Raw genomic sequence first — 16,161 nt, 5'->3', positions numbered from 1 at the left:
ACCATGTTCGATAAAACGAGCCGTCGCAAAGCGGCCAGCCAATAACGAATCGTTAAATTATTGGCTCTTCCACGGACAACATAACGCCTATTCCGAACACGCTACCGAAGAATTCCAGTTCATCTTACGGAGGCAGTATGACGAATGAAGTCGATGGCCACGGTGTCCTTTCAGTTCGAGATCAGCGGCGTAACCGCCTTCTACGCGGCTTAAATATTAGGGACAGCGTCGGCATCGAAATAGGACCGCTATGTTGGCCACTCGTACGACGCAGCGACGGCGGGGAAATCATTTACGTCGACCACACGGACACACCGCACCTTCGTGAGAAATACAGGAACGACCCCAACCTCAACGTCAATGAAATTGTCAATGTCGACGCAGTATGGGGACGCAATACCCTCCATCAAGCGGTCAAGGGCCGGTATGTCGATTATGTCGTCGCCTCGCATGTCGTCGAACACGTTCCCGACCTGGTGACGTGGCTCAAGGAACTGGCATCCGTCCTCAAGCCCACCGGTGAAGTGCGTCTCGTGGTCCCGGACCGCCGCTACACCTTCGACTATTTCCGCCGCGAAAGCCGCCTGCCCGAAGTGCTCGCGAGTTATATCGCCCGAGCTCGTATCCCTCAGCCCTACTCGATCCTGGATTGCTGCCTGGCCGCGGTCGAAGTCTCCGCCGTAGACGCATGGCAAAATCGGGTTAACCCGAGCTGGGCAAAACGCCATCACACATGGGAAGCCGCGCTGGGACTGGCGGAAGACGCATTCAGGAACGGCACGTATCACGACATACATTGCTGGGTCTTCACGCCACGCTCGTTCGCACGACTCATCGCCGATCTTTGCAGGATGGGGCTGCTGGACTTCGCCTGCGAAGATTTCAGCGACACGCTCGTCAATGACCTCGAGTTTTCCGTCGTCATGCGGCGCTCAAGCGACCCTGAACATATTGCCAATAGCTGGTCGCGAATGGCGCAATCGGCCCGCGACGCGACGCCTGGCGTCCCGTTCTGGCGAGCACGTCGCAAGCTCGAGGAACTCCGCGCCGGCCATGGCGATAGTCCGATCGTGCCGCGCGTGGGTGGCCAGCACAGCGAACTGGATCCCAGCGAACCAGTCGCGATGCCGCCGGATTTTGATCCGAGTGCCTATCTCGAGGCCAACCCGGACGTTGCCGCAGCTGGCGTGGACCCCGTGGTTCACTATCGGCAATTCGGATGGCGCGAGGGCCGCTCAATCCGGCCATCTTCCGCCGCATGACACCGCAACCCGCGTAACGCCGAACGGCGATCACGCCCTATGCATCTGGCAAGCGCTGTGATGGGCTAATAGACGCCCCCTCGGGACTTTGCTATCGTTTCACGTTCAAAAATATGCGAGTCGAGGGGAAATTGCGGAAGATATTGCCTGTTTGGACGATGCTCATCGCGGCCCTTATGGTCGTTACCACGTTATTGGGAGCGATCCGTTATTTTTCCGCTATCCCGTTTGCAGATCAGTGGGACGCATATATCGGGTTTATCCATGCTTTATACGATGGGGGTTACCGTGCCTGGTGGGACCCTCAGATGGAACATCGCATCGTTTTTTCCCGTGTTTTATTCTGGTTCGACTACAAAATCTTTGGCGCGCTGAACGTCTTTTCCGTCATTTCAGTATTCGTGCTGATGGTCCTGCTATGTGCAGCCCTGATCTACGAAAACTGCAAGAATGGCGTTCGCGAAAATCGCTGGTTTGTCGGCTTCATGACGATAGGCCTGATGTTCTCGTGGCTTCAGTATGAGAATTTCACATCCGGTTTTCAAAGCCAGTTTATTTCCGTGTATCTCTTCGCGATGCTCGGATTCGCCAGATTTTCCAGAAGCGATCGCCACAGACTTCCCATGGCAGTGTTATTCGCGCTGATGTCTATTCTCAGTATGGCGAATGGATTGGCGGTCTTGTTCGTGATGGCGGTTCAGGGCGTCTTACTCAAGAGGCCTCGACGCGAAATTCTGTCTCTGGGTTTGATTGGAGCTATTGCTGCCGCTATTTATTTGCACGGCCTCAGGCTTAATCTGCTGCCCGTGCCGCCCGAGTTGGCCCACGCGCATCTGGTTTCGCTACGATATTTCTTCATCTTCCTCGGCAATCCGGCTACCTATCTGGGCTTGGGAAATCTCGCAGCGGGCATCTTCGGGCTGCTAATGTTTGCAATAGCCGCCGTCGTCGTTTTGTGGCTGTTCGCGACCAAGGCCATCACTCCGTACCGGTCGTTTCTGATCGCGAGTTACGGCTTTATTATCGCTTCCGCCATTGGTGTTGCGCACGGCCGCTGGATGATAGGGTTCGATTCGGCGCACGACAGCCGCTACACGACACCTGCGTTGCTGGGCTGCGTGCTGCTCGTGACGCTACTGCTTGAAGTGCTGCCCCGTCGGCGCGTGCTTGTCGCAACAGCGACAGCCCTTTTCGCGACTGCGTTGCTTCCGCTGCAACTCGTGACGATAGGTCACACCGAACTCATGCCTCATTTTGTTCGGGGTAGCATCTATGACTGGAAGCTTGCCGTGCTCGGCGCGAAGATCGGCCTCGATCATCCCGAGTTCGCTGCCAAGTTGTTTCCGCCCTCCGCGCATGAACGATTTTTGAATCAGGCTTCATTCGCTGCGGCGATGGATATCGGCCCCTATGCTTCAGGATGGCTTCACGATGCGGGCATCGTCAAATACGACAGTCAGTTGCGCGACGATTCCTTGTGTGTTGGATTCCATGAGCATACCGGCACGGACGCGATTGGCCGCAACGCTACCGGCTGGGCCATTGCGCAACAATATCGTCAGCCGGCGACACTCATCGTTCTGACTAACGAAAACGGCGACACGGTAGGCTATGGCGTCACCGGAATGGAAAGAAAGGACGTCGCGAAGCAGACTAACGGACCTGCTGATGCGGGCTGGTATGGATTCGCGAAAAACGGACCCGGCAACCTGCAGGCTTTCGCTTACGTTGGCGGTAAGTTCTGCAGCCTGAAGTCTCTCGCCAATTAAAAACGCCACTTCAGATCGGCGATGAAAGACGACTGCTCCTCATGGTAATTCGTGAGGGCAATCGTCTTCCGCAAAACCTGAGGCATTTGAATGCGTAGTTGCCTCAAACGCCATCGGTATTATTCGCTGGCGGCCGCATCGACTTTCATTGTGTTATTTATCGTTCCGCCGCCCCCGCTGACCGCTACTTAAAAGTCAGCTTCTTGTGCCCGATATAACTCGTAAAAACAGGCACCACCACGCCGACAAAGTGAGCAATCTCTTTCGGATGCCAGCTCACATTCAGCCATGGCAGCACGTAATAAGCGAGCACCACGCTGACCGCCCATGTCTGCAGCACGGCAACGATATTCACGAGCGTGAAGAACACCGCCGACTGCCACGTCGGACGCTCGCTATCCGTGAAGACGAACAGCTTGGTCAGCACGAACGCCGTGATCATGCCGGCGATATACGCGACCACGATCGCCGCCGAAAACGGCATCCAGTGATTGAAGACAATGCGGCTGCCGAAATTCACCGCGGCCGCCACGCCTCCCGCCAGCAAAAACTTCAGGAATTGCGGCGACGCCCGTTTCCGCTTGACGCTCAGTAATTCGGTCGTCATACCATTTTCGCCATTTTGCGCGCGAGCCCGATACTCTCCGAAATGCCGCGGTCTTCCGGATAGTAGTAGGACGTATCGGCCACGAGCAGCCCCTTCACCGGCAACTGGATAGGCGGCAGGCGATCCAGAAAGCCCGGCTCGCAAATCGGCTGCGCGTAGCGATAACGGCTCGCCCGGACCTCGATGAAGTCCTGCTCCGTCAACGCCGGATTGATCCGCATCAGATAGCGTTTGACCTTATCGACGAATACGCTGTCCGCTTCCTGGTACTTCGCGTGCTCGCCCGGCATATAGAACGGGACATACACGATGTGTTCGTCGAGCGGCCGCAGATTGGTGTATTCGACGATCCCCGGAATATCCATCTCCGGGTCGTTCACGTTCAGCCAGAAATTCTCGGTCACCGCCTTTTTCAGCTTCGCGATCACGCAGACAACCGCCACGTTCTTGACGCTGCGGAACGCCGCCGCCACATCGGCCGGCAAATCGGGCATGACGCGCGGCACATACGGCAACGGAATCGTGCTGATGACCTTGTCGAACGGCAGCATTTCTCCGTTCACCTGCACACCCGTGACCGCGCCATTCTCGATAACGACCTTCTGCGCCGGCGACGTCAGCCGGAATTCGCCGCCGTTTGCCTCGATATAGCGCCGCATTCCTTCGAGCAGCGTATCCGAGCCGCCCTCCAGATAGCCGAGCTTCTCGCGAAACAGATCGTAGCGAGACCGGCCGATACGGCGAATCCGGCTCCAGATCCATGCCGCCGACAGGTTGTACGCGTAGTCGTAAAACTTGTAGTCGAACAGCTTGCGCCACAGCACTTCCCACGCTTCCTCGCCGATCCAGCGGCGAATCCAGCCGGACGCCTCCACATGGTCCAACGGCTTCCAGTCGTTGCGCTTGGTCGACAGGAAAGCATGCAGGCCGTAGCGGATTTTCGCGCTCAGGCTGAGGCCCTTGAACTTGAGCAGCGCGATCGGATTGCCCCACGCCTGCACATGCCCCTGGTAGTAGTAGCCCATCTTCGTCTCGACCCATTTCAGCTGGTCTTCGATGCCTAGCTCGCTCAGCACCTCGAAGAAAGCGTGATCGGAGATCGCGTGAAAATGGTAGTAGCGTTCGATCGACAAGCCGCCGAAGTCGAAGCACGCAGCCATCCCGCCGACCCGGTCGTCCGCTTCGAAGATCACCGGTTTGCGGCCGTCCTTCACCAGTTGATACGCAACGCCGAGTCCCATCGGCCCCGCGCCCAGCACCGCAATTTTTTCGTTGCTCATACTTACGTCCAGTTCAGAATTCGAGCGCGATCTGGCTATAGACCGGATCGTTGAAGGTTTCGTCCACGGCGTTGGCGAACGACGTGGCCTTGATGCCGAAAATACCTTCCCAGTCGATGACTTCGAACTCGTCGCCCGCGGTCAACGCCTTCAGCTGCGCCGCGGTAAACGGCGGATTCTTGTCGAACAGCGCGTAGATCTTCAGCAACACGTAGAACAGTCCGTACGGAATACGCACGATCGCGCAGCGCGCGCGGGTCGCCCGCTTGATCTGCCGGATGATGTCGATATAGTCGACCTGCTCGAGGCCGCTGATATTGAACGCCGCCCCGCTCTTGCGCGATTCGATGCAACTGATGATCACGTTGCAAAAATCGCCCGCATAGAGCGGCTGACGCATATAGCGGCCGCTGCCGGGAATCGGAAACACCGGCACGCGTTGCATGAAGCGCGACAGCCAGCCCAGATGCTTTCTGTCGAACCAGCCGAACATCAGCGTGGGACGCAGCACCACGCATTCGATGCCCGACGCGAGCACGATCTCTTCCTGTTTCCGTTTGGTGTCCGTATAAAAATCCTTGGCCACCGAATTCACGACGGAGGAGCTGATGTGAACGGTATAGGGCACGTTGTAACGCTTGATCGCGTCGAGTACCAACTCGGTCGACGTGATGTTGTTGCGGATAAACGGCTCGATGGTCGGGCCGCCGATCTGCGCCTGCAGCATCACGACGACTTCCGCTCCGTCGAAATGGCGTACCCAGTCACCCGGTTCCGCGAGATCGGCGTACTCGATCGTCAGGTCCGGATGCACGCTTCTCAGCACCTCGAGATTGGAGCGACGCTTGTCGAGCACCACGAGATTCGTGTAGCCGCGCTGCTTGAGCCGTGCGACGAGGTTTTGGCCAACCAGACCCGCGCCGCCGGGAAGAATGATGCGTGTATTGTTCATTGATCTGTCGTTAAGCTAATCGTCGAAAGGCCGGCAACCAGGGTCTACCGAGCTCGAATCCGTCATTGTAAAGGGTGCGGAAAGCGGCTCTTTTGCGCGGCAGGATGCGAGGCGCGAGAGCCTCGCCGCCGGACGTGCCGGCACGCAGGCGGCACTTCGCCTACAACGAGGTCCGTTTGAACAGGAAGCCGGGCACCGAGCGGATGATCAGCATGATTCCCGACCAGAACCACGGCGTATAAATCGAATCCTTGCGTCGCCCGACGGCACGCACGATGTCGTTCGCCACCCGCTCCGGCGTGGCCACGAGCGGGCCCGGCAGCGGCATGCCGGCGGTCATCGGCGTATCGACGAAGCCGGGCTTGATCGTCAGCACGTGCACGCCGGACTTGAAGAGACGCGCGCGCAAGCCTTCGCAGAACGTGCTGACTGCCGCCTTCGCGGTGCCGTACACATAGTTCGACGGGCGGCCACGATCGCCGGCCACCGAAGAAATCACCGCGATGACGCCCGTCTTCGCACTCTCCATCAGATTGGCGAGCGGCGTCAGCAACGCGATCACCGAAAGACCGTTGGTGGACAGTTCGCGCAGCGCGACTTTCACATCCTGTTCGCAGGCCTTCTGGTCCGACAGCGTACCGTGCGCGATCAACGCCACATCGATGGCGCCGAGCGCGGATGCGCAGGCATCGAGCATCGGCTGGTGGCCGTCGAAATCGTTCATGTCGAGCACGTGGCTCGTTGCCGAAGCGGCGCCGCGCGCCACGAGATCGGCGCAAATCTGCTCGAGGCGCTCCGCATGCCGCCCGACGAGGAACAACGCCGCGCCCTCGGCCGCCCAACGGCGCGCACAGGCGATGGCAATGGCGGATGTCGCGCCGACTATCAGGACTTTTTTCATGTCTGTGTGGTTCTCTGCCAAAAACGTGACATCAACGCGGGATCGCGCAATGCCTCCAACCGGCGCCATTGTGGATAGGCGGCCTGGAAATCCTGTGCCGACATATGCGCGTCTTTCGCCGGATAGATGCGACCGCCCGCTTCTCGGACGATCGCATCGAGTTGTTCGAACAACACGCGGTTGCCTTCGTCATGCTGCGGAAAATCCAGCGCGAGCGACGCGCCTTCCATCGGGAAAGACAGGAGCCCCGGAGAAATCTGGTCGCCGCAGCGCTTGAGCACGGCGAGAAACGAGCCGGTGCCGCTCTTGCCGATCGTCTCCAGGATCGCGTGCATCGCATCGCGCGAGCGATCCTGCGGCAGCACGCATTGATACTGCTGGAAACCGCGCCGGCCATAAATGCGGTGCCATTCGAGCAGGCTGTCCAGCGGATAGAAGTAGCTGTCGTAATCGACTTCGCTGTACACGGTCTTACGCTGCTGGCGCTGGTAGTACAGCGTGTTGAACGCGCGCAGCGTCAGCGGGTTGATCAGCGAGATCGGCGGCGTGAGCGGCACGGTCTTCTTTTTCTTCACCGGCACGTCGAGTCCGCCCGTCTGCGCATGATCGCCGACCATGAAGATGCCGCGGCCCAGCGCGGCGCCGCGGCTCAGGCAATCGATCCACGCCACACTGTATTCATGCCGGCTGTCGAGCTCCTCCGACAACGCGAAGAACTCGTCGAGGTTGGCGAAGCGGATGCTCGTCACCGAGATGCGGCTCGAGCGGATCGGCATGAGCTGAATTTCCACCCACTCGATCACGCCGGTGAGCCCGAGACCACCGATCGTCGCGGCAAAAAACTCGGTGTTGATCTCCGGCGAGCATTCGAGCGGCGCGCGCTCCGAGCGCAGCAACGAGAACCGCCGCACGTGACGGCCAAACGTCCCTCTCACGTGATGATTCTTGCCGTGCACGTCGTTCGCGACGGCCCCGCCGAGCGTCACGTATTTGGTGCCGGGCGTGACCGGCAGCATCCAGCCGCGCGGCACGGCGACCTGCAGGATTTCGTCGAGCGTCGTGCCGGCTTCCGCGCGCAACACGCCGGTTTGCCAGTCCGCAGCGATCAGGCGATCGAGCGGCCGTGTATGCACGACCTGATCGCTGGCGGCGAGGCAGCTATCGCCATAACTACGGCCATTGCCGTAAGCGAGCGTCGTGCCGTTCGCGCGCGCGACATCGCGCCAGACCGACTGAAGCGCATCGCGCCACTGCACCGGATGTCCCGCCTGCGGGAAGTTCGGGTAACGCCCCCAGGAGCTCAGCGCCTTCGTCATATCGCCAGCCAGAACACGAAGCCCGTCAGCGCGACCACGAGCAGACTGGTCCGGTCTTTCGCCGCAAAGACGACGGGATCGTCATGCATCAGTCCGCGATGCGTGATGAGCCAGGTGCGGCTGATCCAGTAGAGCAACAGCGGGCAAGCCAGCCAGATGACCTGCGGATGGCTGTACAGATGGGTCGTCTTCGAGTCCTGGATGTACAGCGCGAGCACCAGCACCGACAGATAGCCTGAAGCCGCACCAAGCGACGAGATCATCGGCAGATCGTCGGCCACATAGCCGCGACCGCGCGCCTTCGCTCCGCCCGCCGCGCGCGTCGCATGCAGCTCGGCATAACGCTTCACGAGCGCGAGGCTCAGGAACAGGAACATCGAAAAGCCCAGCAGCCAGAACGTCAGCGTCATCCCGAACGCCGCCGTGCCGGCGATGATGCGGGCGGTATAGAGCATCGCCAGCACGACGACGTCGAGAATCACGCGGCGCTTGAGCAGGAACGAATACGCCATCGTCAGCACGTAATAGCCGGCGAGCACCGCGGCGAAGCGCCATGGCAGCCAGATCAGCGCGCCCGCGAACGCGCCGATCGCCAGCACCGGAAAGGCCAGCATGCCCCAGACGATCGACAATGCGCCGGACGCAAATGGCCGCCGGCGCTTGGTCGGATGATGGCGGTCGTCTTCGAGATCGAGCAGATCGTTCAGCAGATAGACGCTCGACGCGCACAGCCCGAACAGCACGAACGCGAGCACGCCGCGCAGATCGAGCGCGAGCGACGACACCGCGTGCGAGGCGAGCAGCGGAATGAAGATCAGCAGATTCTTGAGCCACTGATGCATGCGCAGCGCTTTGAGCCACACGCGCAGCGGATTCCTGCGCGTTTCCAGCACGCTCTCGACGTTGCCGATTTTCTGCGCGCGCCGCTCGACGCCGAACGCCGGATTCACGACATACGCGCGCTCCGCGGCCTCCCACACGGCGATGTCGTCGTGTGAGTTGCCGGCGTAGTCGAAGCCCTTGTCGCCGAACTCGCGAACCAGTGCGTCGCGCTTGCGGCCGGAGGACAGATTCACCTTGCCGTCGGTCGCGAGCGTCTTGTCGAACAGACCGAGATGGCCCGAGATGGCCTCCGCGTAACGGGCATCGCTGGCCGTCGCGAGCACCAGCGAACGGCCCGCCGCGCGCTCGTGCCGAAGCCATTCGATCACCTTGGGGTCGTACGGCAAGGTCGCGACGTCGACATGCGTCGCCTCCGAGAGCTTCGCCTTCAGATGCGCCTTACCACCCTGCGCGAGCCACATCAGCGGTTGGTAGAAGCGCAGCGGATGGGCCTTCAGAAAGGCGAACCCCGTCTCAATAAGCATGTCCGACCGGATCAACGTGCCGTCCAGATCGACGGCCAGTGTCTTCCATTGCATTTCGCTAACCCTTCCCCTGGTGGCTTTGCGTCACGTCCTGGTACAGCGCACTATAAGCCTTGCCGAGCGCTTCGCCGGAAAACAGCCGTTCATAGCGGGTGCGTGCAGCGCGCCCCATCGCGGCGGCAAGTGCGTCGTCGGCGAGCAGCGCGTTCATGGCGCGCGCCAGGTCTGGCGCCTGTTCTTTTGCGACGACCCAACCCGTCACCCCATCCTCATTCACAAACGACGTTCCCGAGCCCACTTCGCAGCACACCATCGGCTTGCCGAACATCGCCGCTTCGACCAGCACCATGCCGAACGCTTCCGAGCGCAGATGCGACGGCAGCACCATCGCACGGCAGCCCTTCAGCAGCGCGACCTTTTCCTCGTGCGTGACCTGGCCGGCAAATACGACGTTGGTCGCGCCGTGCTGCTGCGCCAAAGCGGCGAGCCGCTCGCGCTCGGGCCCGGAGCCCGCGATCACGATCTTCGCCTTCACCTGCCGCGCGGCCTCGACGAGCGTGTGCAGCCCCTTGTAGTAGCGCAGCACGCCGAGCGCCAGAAAATAAGGCTCGCCATCGGCGAGACCCAGCCGCGCTTCCAGGTTGCGCTGCGCGTCGGCCGGTTGCGGCACGTCGCGGTAATCGATGATGCCGAGCGGAATCGTCTTCAGGCGCTCCTTCGACACGCACGCCGCCAGCGTCTCGCTGGTGCGCGCATAGGCCGGCGAGGTCGCGACCACCGCCGACATACTGCGCAGCGTGCGGCGCATCAGCGGACCATAAACGGCGCCGAGCAGCTTCTGCCGCACGATGTCCGAGTGATACGTCATCACCGTCGGCTTCTTCGTGCGCCCGAGCAGATGCAGCACGTCGGCGAACGGCCACGGAAAATGGAAATGCACGACGTCGGCCCACCCGGCCATCTCGCGATATCGGCTCACCGAGCCAGGCCCGCCGAGGTCGCAGGAAGCCGGCGCGGCCCAGGACTTCTCGCGAATCACCTGCCCTTCCGGATAATCGACCACCGTCGGCGTCGGGTTCGGCGACAGCGTCAGGATGCGCGCGTCGACGCCGCGCTCGCGCGTCGACAGCGCAATCTGGCGGATCGCTTCCTGCAAGCCGCCGGGCGGATCCGGGAAGTAGGTGCGGTACACATGAACGACCCTCACGTGCGCACCTCCGCGCCCGCTTGCCGCGCGCCGCTGCCGCCTGCTGGCGGGCAGTGGAACGTGATCGCCAGCATCTTGTCGAGCCGCGCTTCCCACGTATTCTCGCCAACCGCCGTGCGCGCTTCCTCCTCGCTCAGCTTGCCGCGCGCGAGCTGCTTTTCGATCGCCGCGATAAACGCATTTGCATCGCCGCCGACTTCGAGACCCTCGCGCGGCTCCTTCGCGAAATCGAGCGGCGTCGACACGACCGGCAAACCCGCCGCGAGATATTCGTAGAACTTCATTGGAAACATCGAATGCGTGTATTCGTTGATCAGCGTCGGCAGCACACCGACCCGCATGCCGCGCAAATATCGCGGCAGTGCCTGATACGGCCGATAGCCGAGCAGATGCACGTTCGGCAGTCGCGCGAGTTGCGCGAGCAGTTCGCTGCGCTGTCCTTCGCGTTCCTCGCCGATGATCACCCACTGCCATTGCGGCCGCGCCTGCGCGGTTTGCAGCAGCAGCGGAAAGTCGACCTTGAAGTCCGACAGCACGCCGTGATAGACGAGCCGCGGCTCGGCGATCGCGGCCAGCTCCGCGGGCAACGGCCCCTCCGCGCGCGCTTCCCCGAAGTGCGCGGCATCGACCACGTTGCCGAAAAAGTGCGTGTTGGGATTGAACGGCAGGCACACGTCCTTGAGCGACTGCGCGGTCGTGAACACCGCCTCGCAGCGCCCGAGCAGCGCCTGCTGCGCGTTGCGGAACGCGTCGACGTCGACGCCCGGAATCGCCGCGATATCGTCGACGCAGTGATAGACGAGCGGCCCGCGCGGCAGCGTCGCGATCGAATCGAGCATGTACGGGTGGTAAGTCCACACGACCGGCTTGTCGTAACGATGTGCTCTTGCGAAACGGTTCACCGAAAACCGCAGCATCGCCTGATTCAGCGAGCGCACGAACGGCAGATGATGCCCCGCCGGCACCATCAGCGGCGACAGCACCCAGAGGTTGTCGGCACGCCGCGGCGGCCCGAGCACGAGCGACTGCACGCCGCGCCACAAACGCCGCCACAGCCGCGACCAGTCGCGACCGCTAGCCACTTTCGGCGAGCGGAAGCCGACGCTTTCCACGTACAGAATCCGCCAGCCGCGCGCGGCCAGAATGCTCGCCGTGTGCTGCTTGTTGGTCCAGTACGGTTCGTCCCAGTCGGCGGTCGAAAACAGTACGCAGTCTTGCGCGGGAAGCGCGGCGGTATTGCGCTCAACCAACGAACACCTCGACCGGTCGGCCATGCAGGCTGTCGACGATGCGTTTCGACGCCAGCCCGTCGCCATACGGATTCGCGCGATCGCGCAGCGCCGCGCGCCGCGCCGGGTCGTCGAGCCAGCCGATCACCGCACTTTCGATACTCGCCGCGCTCTGGCCCGCCAGCGTCGCGAAACCGGCATCGACGCCCTCGCGGCGCTCGGTGTGATTGCGCATCACGACGACCGGCACGCCGAAGGTCGGTGCCTCTTCCTGGATGCCGCCGGAGTCGCTGACCACGACCGCGCTATTGCTGATCAGATGCAGGCTGGTCGGATAGTCGACCGGCTCGATCAGCGCAAGGTTAGGAATCCCGTCGAGTTCGCGATGCACGGGACCGCGCACCGCCGGATTCAAATGCACCGGAAACACCCAGCGGTAATCGCTGTAGCGCTGACACAGATCGCGCAGCACGCGGCAGATGTCCTGCAGCACGTCGCCGAAATTCTCGCGCCGGTGGCACGTCACCAGCACGTGCTGTTGCTGCGCGCCGTGCCACGCGGGCAGCGGACTCGCCGGCGGCGCGACGCGCCAGCTCGCGCGCACTTCGTCGATCGCATCGACGACCGTATTGCCGGTCACCAGAATCTTTTCCGCGGCGACGCCTTCGGCAAGCAGGCTGTCACGCGCACGCGAGGTCGGCGCGAAATGCAGCGTCGCGATACGGCCGAGCAGGCTGCGGTTCGCTTCCTCGGGAAACGGACTCGCCAGATCGCCGGTACGCAGCCCCGCCTCGACGTGGCCGACGCGAATGCCGCGCTGGAACGCCGCGAAGCCCGCGCAGAACGCGGTCGTCGTATCGCCCTGCACGATCACCCAGTCGGGACGCACTTCGTCGAGCGCGCGATCGAGCGCGGCGATCAGACGCGACGCGAGCGCGTTCAGCGATTGGCCCGGATGCATCGTGTCGAGCGTGAGGTCCGGCTCGATGCCGAAAAATTCCAGCGCTTGCGCGGCCATGTCCTTGTGCTGTCCGCTCGCGCAGACGATCGTCTCGAACTCGCCACGTAGCGCCCGCACCAGCGGCGCGAGCTTGATGACCTCGGGCCGCGTGCCCATCACCACCATTACTTTCATTGCAGTGCTTTCCCCGCTTCGACCTTGGTATGAGTGCCCCGGAATTCGACGCCGAGCATCAGCGGCGACGTCGCGGCACACGGCATGACGACGCGAAACACGCCGTCTTCCTCGACGATCTGCGCGAGCGAGCGCATCCGCAGAAAATCGAGCGCGGCCTCTTCGTGCAGGAACAGCGGCCGTTGCGCTTTGCCGCGCATGTAGGCGATCAGCTGCTCGTGCGCGTCGATGCGCGCGGCCTCGTCGGACCAGCCGTATGCGTAGCGCTCGGAGAACGGATGGTCGAGATAGCCGAACAGCGTGTTGGTGGCGTAAGCGAGGTCGAACGCCTGCTTGAAGACCGCGAGCGGATCGCCCTCTTTCAGCATGCAGTCGCCGTGCAGCATGCACTGCTGGCTATGGGCGACGAAGCCCGCCGACAGACCGGCCAACGCGCCGCCGCGCGCGCTCAGAAACTCCGGATCGTTGCGGATGATGCCGCCGATACAGCCCGCGTAGCCCGCGTCGGCGAGGCCGCGCATCGCATACGGCGGCGACTGGTGAAACGGCGATACCGCGTAGCGCACCGGCACGCCGGTCGCGCGTTCGAGCAGATGGGCCGAATGCGCGCCTTCCGCGAGCGCGGTGTCGTAGCTGCCGCCCCAGTTCGGCGCGTGCGTGGCCGTGTGCGAGAGCACCGCGCCTTGCCGCCGGTCGGCGAGCAGTTCGCGCAGGATCTCGTGCTGCCCTTCGCGCTCCAGATTCCGCGTATGCACCGCGAGCGAAAACGGCACGCCGAGACGCTGGTAGGCCTGCCACAGCGGCCGCGCCGATTCGACGTCCTCGTCGCAATCGAGCCGCGACGTGATCGCCGCATCGTAGCCCCACGGCAGTTCGCTCAGCACCGGCTGACACGGCAGCGCATCGGCACGATACGCCGACAGGAACTGCTCGACCAGGCGCCATTCGAACGAATCGCACGGACCGACCGGACGGTTGAACCACAGCACACCCGACGTACCCGCATCCCACAGCGCCGCGTACGCGAACTGCCGCTCGCCGTTCACGACGACCGCCGCCAGCTCCGCTTCGGCCGGCACCTCGGCGGCTTCCGCGAGTGCCCAGATCGAGCCGTCGGCGCGAATCGCGCCGTAGCCGAGGTTGTTCCATTCGTCGGTGAAGTCGAAGCGCTCGAACGGCCGATGCCAGGCCGCGCCGCCCAGTGTCTGCGCGAGCGCGCCGTAGCGCACCGCCGCCGCGCTTTCGCGCGACTCGCCGCACGGCGCCGACGCGCTGCGGCTCGCGTCGCCGAGTTCGGCCGGCAGGCTCGCCGGCCGGTAGCGCAGATAGTCGGCCAGCGCGATCGGCATATGGCCGAACACGATCAGCTTGCGCGGGCGCGCGTTTCCGTTTCCGTTCCCGGTCACGTAGGCGATCAGGTCCGCGCTCCACGCATCGGGCGCGTCGACGGCGACCACCACGTCCGGGGCCATCTCCTGCAGCATATTGCGCGTGATCGTCTGCGCCTGGGTCGCGCTGACCGAGCGCCGCAGCGCCGCCAGCACGTGCTGCCCCGCTTCGGCGCGCGTATCCGGAAACGCGACGCCGATCATGCGCTCACCACGTGGCGGAATTTCGCGCGACTGCCCACGCGCACGAAATCGTCGTGACCGACATAGGCGATCGTGAACGCGTCCTGCCAGAAATGGCGCAGCTTCGCGGTCGTCTCTTCCGCATTCGCATGCGGTTCGAGCACGATGCGCAAGGTGGGCGGCGAGGTGCGCAGATCGATCTGGAATTCCTGGATTCCGCCGACGCGGTGATCGAGCATGTCCTGGATGTGATGGGTCGGATGCGCGACGCCGTTGATCGGCACCACGTCGTGAATCCGTCCGACCACGTCGGTCAGGAAAAAGCCCTTGTCCGTCTCCTGCACGCGCGCGAGGTCGCCGGTCGTGTAGCGGATCAGCGGCATCAGCCGGTTGCGGAAACCGGTGAACACGAGTTCGTGCGCGCCGTCGGGGTTGTCGGGCGCGACGCGGCTTTCGGGCCAGCCTTCCGATTCGAGAATCTGGAAGCCGCCTTCATGGCCGTCGAGTTCGTAGGCCATCACGCCGAGTTCGGCGAGACCGTAGCGGTCGATCACGCGGCAGCGCAGCGCCTTCGCGATCATCTCGCGCGCATGCGGCTCCAGCAGCTCGCCGCTCGACTCGAATACCTTGAACGCGTTGCCGCCGCCGTACTTGCGATCGACGTAGCAGGCGAGCGCGTACATCGTCGACGGATGCGAGTGCGCGAGGTACGGCCGGCGACGCTTCAGCGTGCGCCACATTTCCTCGAGGCCTTCGTCGTCGATGCGATCGAAGAAGATGTTGCTGCGGTTCATCGCGAAGCACTTGAAGTCTTCGCGCGACGGCCATTCGGGCACGGCCTGATCCGGGAAGCGGCACGCGAAGTGCAGCTCCGAGCGATGACGCAGCTTGCCGATGCGTTCGCGGCAATAGCTGGTGACCGCCGACGAATAATCGGCGCCTTGCTGGTCGTAGTAAATGACCGTCGACAGCCCGGTCGAGCCGCCGGTCTTGCACGCGTGATGCTTGCCGGCTTCGAGCGGCCCCGACAGCAGACGCGGCCCCTGCTCGCGGATGATGTCCTTGGTCAGATACGGCAGCTCTTCCAGATAGCGTGGATCGTCCTTGACCTTCAGCGGATCGAACTGCTTCGCCTGAAACAGATCGCGATAGTAAGGCACCTTCGCGCCGGCGAATTCGAGCGTCGCGGCGAGCCGTTCGAGCGCGATGCGGCGACGATGCGGCATCGGCAGCGTGTAGTGCTCGCGCAGTTCGCGGATTTTCGGGCGCACGTTGCGCTTTTCTGCGCTCTCCGCAATCGGATACGCAATATAGCCGCCCGCGAAACCCTTCAGCGTGCGAAACGGCTGGCGCACGAGCAGAGATTCGGAGTAGCGCAGGAATGGGTGATTAGCTCGCATGAAATTCGAACCTTGTTACGCCTCGGGTCGGGCCCGAGGGTGTTTCTGGACTGCGTTGTCTGAAGCGCGCGCTTCGGATGGCGCGGCTGCCCGATCGTGTTACGCGACGCTCGCCATGCTCTTCGCCCGCCCGGTAAGCCCGGCGGATTTCCGATCCCGCGACGT

General features: G+C 62.7%; 13 protein-coding genes. 2 read left to right on the top strand and 11 right to left on the bottom strand.

Annotated features, from left to right (window positions below; all coding sequences use genetic code 11):
- The first annotated feature begins 137 nt into the window (after nt 1–137).
- Both HHL14_RS08360 and HHL14_RS08355 read left to right on the top strand, forming a co-directional pair.
- Entirely contained in the window at nt 138–1,262 is a 1,125-nt protein-coding gene (locus HHL14_RS08360; RefSeq protein WP_169497116.1) for a methyltransferase domain-containing protein, read from the top strand.
- Nucleotides 1,263–1,570: 308 nt separating this feature from the next.
- The gene (locus HHL14_RS08355; RefSeq protein WP_169497115.1) at nt 1,571–3,031 is read left to right on the top strand and encodes a hypothetical protein; all 1,461 of its coding nucleotides are present in this window, start codon (nt 1,571–1,573) and stop codon (nt 3,029–3,031) included.
- Between the two features lie 184 nt (nt 3,032–3,215).
- On the opposite strand, the gene HHL14_RS08350 is transcribed toward HHL14_RS08355, so the two are convergent.
- The 11 genes from HHL14_RS08350 to HHL14_RS08300 all read right to left on the bottom strand — a co-directional run bounded on the left by HHL14_RS08350 (nt 3,216) and on the right by HHL14_RS08300 (nt 15,996).
- Entirely contained in the window at nt 3,216–3,638 is a 423-nt protein-coding gene (locus HHL14_RS08350; protein ID WP_169497114.1) for a GtrA family protein, read from the bottom strand.
- Nucleotides 3,635–4,918 carry an NAD(P)/FAD-dependent oxidoreductase gene (locus HHL14_RS08345; protein WP_169497113.1) on the bottom strand — a complete coding sequence of 428 codons (1,284 nt, stop codon included), beginning with the start codon at nt 4,916–4,918 and terminating at the stop codon, nt 3,635–3,637. Before HHL14_RS08345 ends, HHL14_RS08350 begins: the two co-directional genes overlap by 4 nt.
- Nucleotides 4,919–4,931: 13 nt before the next feature.
- Nucleotides 4,932–5,870, bottom strand: a complete 939-nt coding sequence (locus tag HHL14_RS08340; protein ID WP_169497112.1) for an NAD-dependent epimerase/dehydratase family protein — start codon at nt 5,868–5,870, stop codon at nt 4,932–4,934.
- Nucleotides 5,871–6,030: 160 nt separating this feature from the next.
- Nucleotides 6,031–6,771: an SDR family oxidoreductase gene (locus tag HHL14_RS08335; RefSeq protein WP_169497111.1), complete on the bottom strand. Its 741-nt coding sequence runs from the start codon at nt 6,769–6,771 to the stop codon at nt 6,031–6,033.
- Nucleotides 6,768–8,087, bottom strand: coding sequence for an FAD-binding oxidoreductase (locus HHL14_RS08330; RefSeq protein WP_169497110.1), 1,320 nt, complete (start codon nt 8,085–8,087; stop codon nt 6,768–6,770). Before HHL14_RS08330 ends, HHL14_RS08335 begins: the two co-directional genes overlap by 4 nt.
- Nucleotides 8,084–9,508, bottom strand: a complete 1,425-nt coding sequence (locus HHL14_RS08325) for a UbiA family prenyltransferase (RefSeq protein WP_169497109.1) — start codon at nt 9,506–9,508, stop codon at nt 8,084–8,086. Before HHL14_RS08325 ends, HHL14_RS08330 begins: the two co-directional genes overlap by 4 nt.
- A 4-nt stretch (nt 9,509–9,512) precedes the next feature.
- Nucleotides 9,513–10,661, bottom strand: coding sequence for a glycosyltransferase (locus tag HHL14_RS08320; protein WP_169497108.1), 1,149 nt, complete (start codon nt 10,659–10,661; stop codon nt 9,513–9,515).
- Nucleotides 10,658–11,935, bottom strand: coding sequence for a glycosyltransferase (locus HHL14_RS08315; RefSeq protein ID WP_169497107.1), 1,278 nt, complete (start codon nt 11,933–11,935; stop codon nt 10,658–10,660). The genes HHL14_RS08320 and HHL14_RS08315 overlap by 4 nt, the downstream gene beginning before the upstream one ends.
- Nucleotides 11,904–13,025 (bottom strand): non-hydrolyzing UDP-N-acetylglucosamine 2-epimerase, encoded by a 1,122-nt coding sequence (wecB, locus tag HHL14_RS08310; protein WP_169497106.1) that lies wholly within the window; start codon nt 13,023–13,025, stop codon nt 11,904–11,906. Before wecB ends, HHL14_RS08315 begins: the two co-directional genes overlap by 32 nt.
- Nucleotides 13,022–14,617, bottom strand: a complete 1,596-nt coding sequence (locus HHL14_RS08305) for a polysaccharide deacetylase family protein (protein WP_169497105.1) — start codon at nt 14,615–14,617, stop codon at nt 13,022–13,024. Before HHL14_RS08305 ends, wecB begins: the two co-directional genes overlap by 4 nt.
- Entirely contained in the window at nt 14,614–15,996 is a 1,383-nt protein-coding gene (locus HHL14_RS08300; RefSeq protein WP_169497104.1) for a phenylacetate--CoA ligase family protein, read from the bottom strand. Before HHL14_RS08300 ends, HHL14_RS08305 begins: the two co-directional genes overlap by 4 nt.
- Nucleotides 15,997–16,161: the final 165 nt, after the last annotated feature.

The organism is Paraburkholderia antibiotica (assembly GCF_012927125.1).
In the GTDB taxonomy this organism is placed as follows: Bacteria; Pseudomonadota; Gammaproteobacteria; order Burkholderiales; family Burkholderiaceae; genus Paraburkholderia; species Paraburkholderia antibiotica.
The sequence above is the reverse complement of the archived record's forward strand: the minus strand, read 5'-3'. Positions and strand labels throughout refer to the sequence as shown.

Bases quoted from the DNA above. Each gene is read 5' to 3' on its own strand.
- HHL14_RS08360 (WP_169497116.1), top strand. From the start codon at position 138: ATGACGAATGAAGTCGATGGCCACGGTGTCCTTTCAGTTCGAGATCAG.
- HHL14_RS08355 (WP_169497115.1), top strand. From the start codon at position 1,571: ATGGAACATCGCATCGTTTTTTCCCGTGTTTTATTCTGGTTCGACTAC.
- HHL14_RS08350 (WP_169497114.1), bottom strand. From the start codon at position 3,638: ATGACGACCGAATTACTGAGCGTCAAGCGGAAACGGGCGTCGCCGCAA.
- HHL14_RS08345 (WP_169497113.1), bottom strand. From the start codon at position 4,918: ATGAGCAACGAAAAAATTGCGGTGCTGGGCGCGGGGCCGATGGGACTC.
- HHL14_RS08340 (WP_169497112.1), bottom strand. From the start codon at position 5,870: ATGAACAATACACGCATCATTCTTCCCGGCGGCGCGGGTCTGGTTGGC.
- HHL14_RS08335 (WP_169497111.1), bottom strand. From the start codon at position 6,771: ATGAAAAAAGTCCTGATAGTCGGCGCGACATCCGCCATTGCCATCGCC.
- HHL14_RS08330 (WP_169497110.1), bottom strand. From the start codon at position 8,087: ATGACGAAGGCGCTGAGCTCCTGGGGGCGTTACCCGAACTTCCCGCAG.
- HHL14_RS08325 (WP_169497109.1), bottom strand. From the start codon at position 9,508: ATGCAATGGAAGACACTGGCCGTCGATCTGGACGGCACGTTGATCCGG.
- HHL14_RS08315 (WP_169497107.1), bottom strand. From the start codon at position 11,935: ATGGCCGACCGGTCGAGGTGTTCGTTGGTTGAGCGCAATACCGCCGCG.
- wecB (WP_169497106.1), bottom strand. From the start codon at position 13,025: ATGAAAGTAATGGTGGTGATGGGCACGCGGCCCGAGGTCATCAAGCTC.
- HHL14_RS08305 (WP_169497105.1), bottom strand. From the start codon at position 14,617: ATGATCGGCGTCGCGTTTCCGGATACGCGCGCCGAAGCGGGGCAGCAC.
- HHL14_RS08300 (WP_169497104.1), bottom strand. From the start codon at position 15,996: ATGCGAGCTAATCACCCATTCCTGCGCTACTCCGAATCTCTGCTCGTG.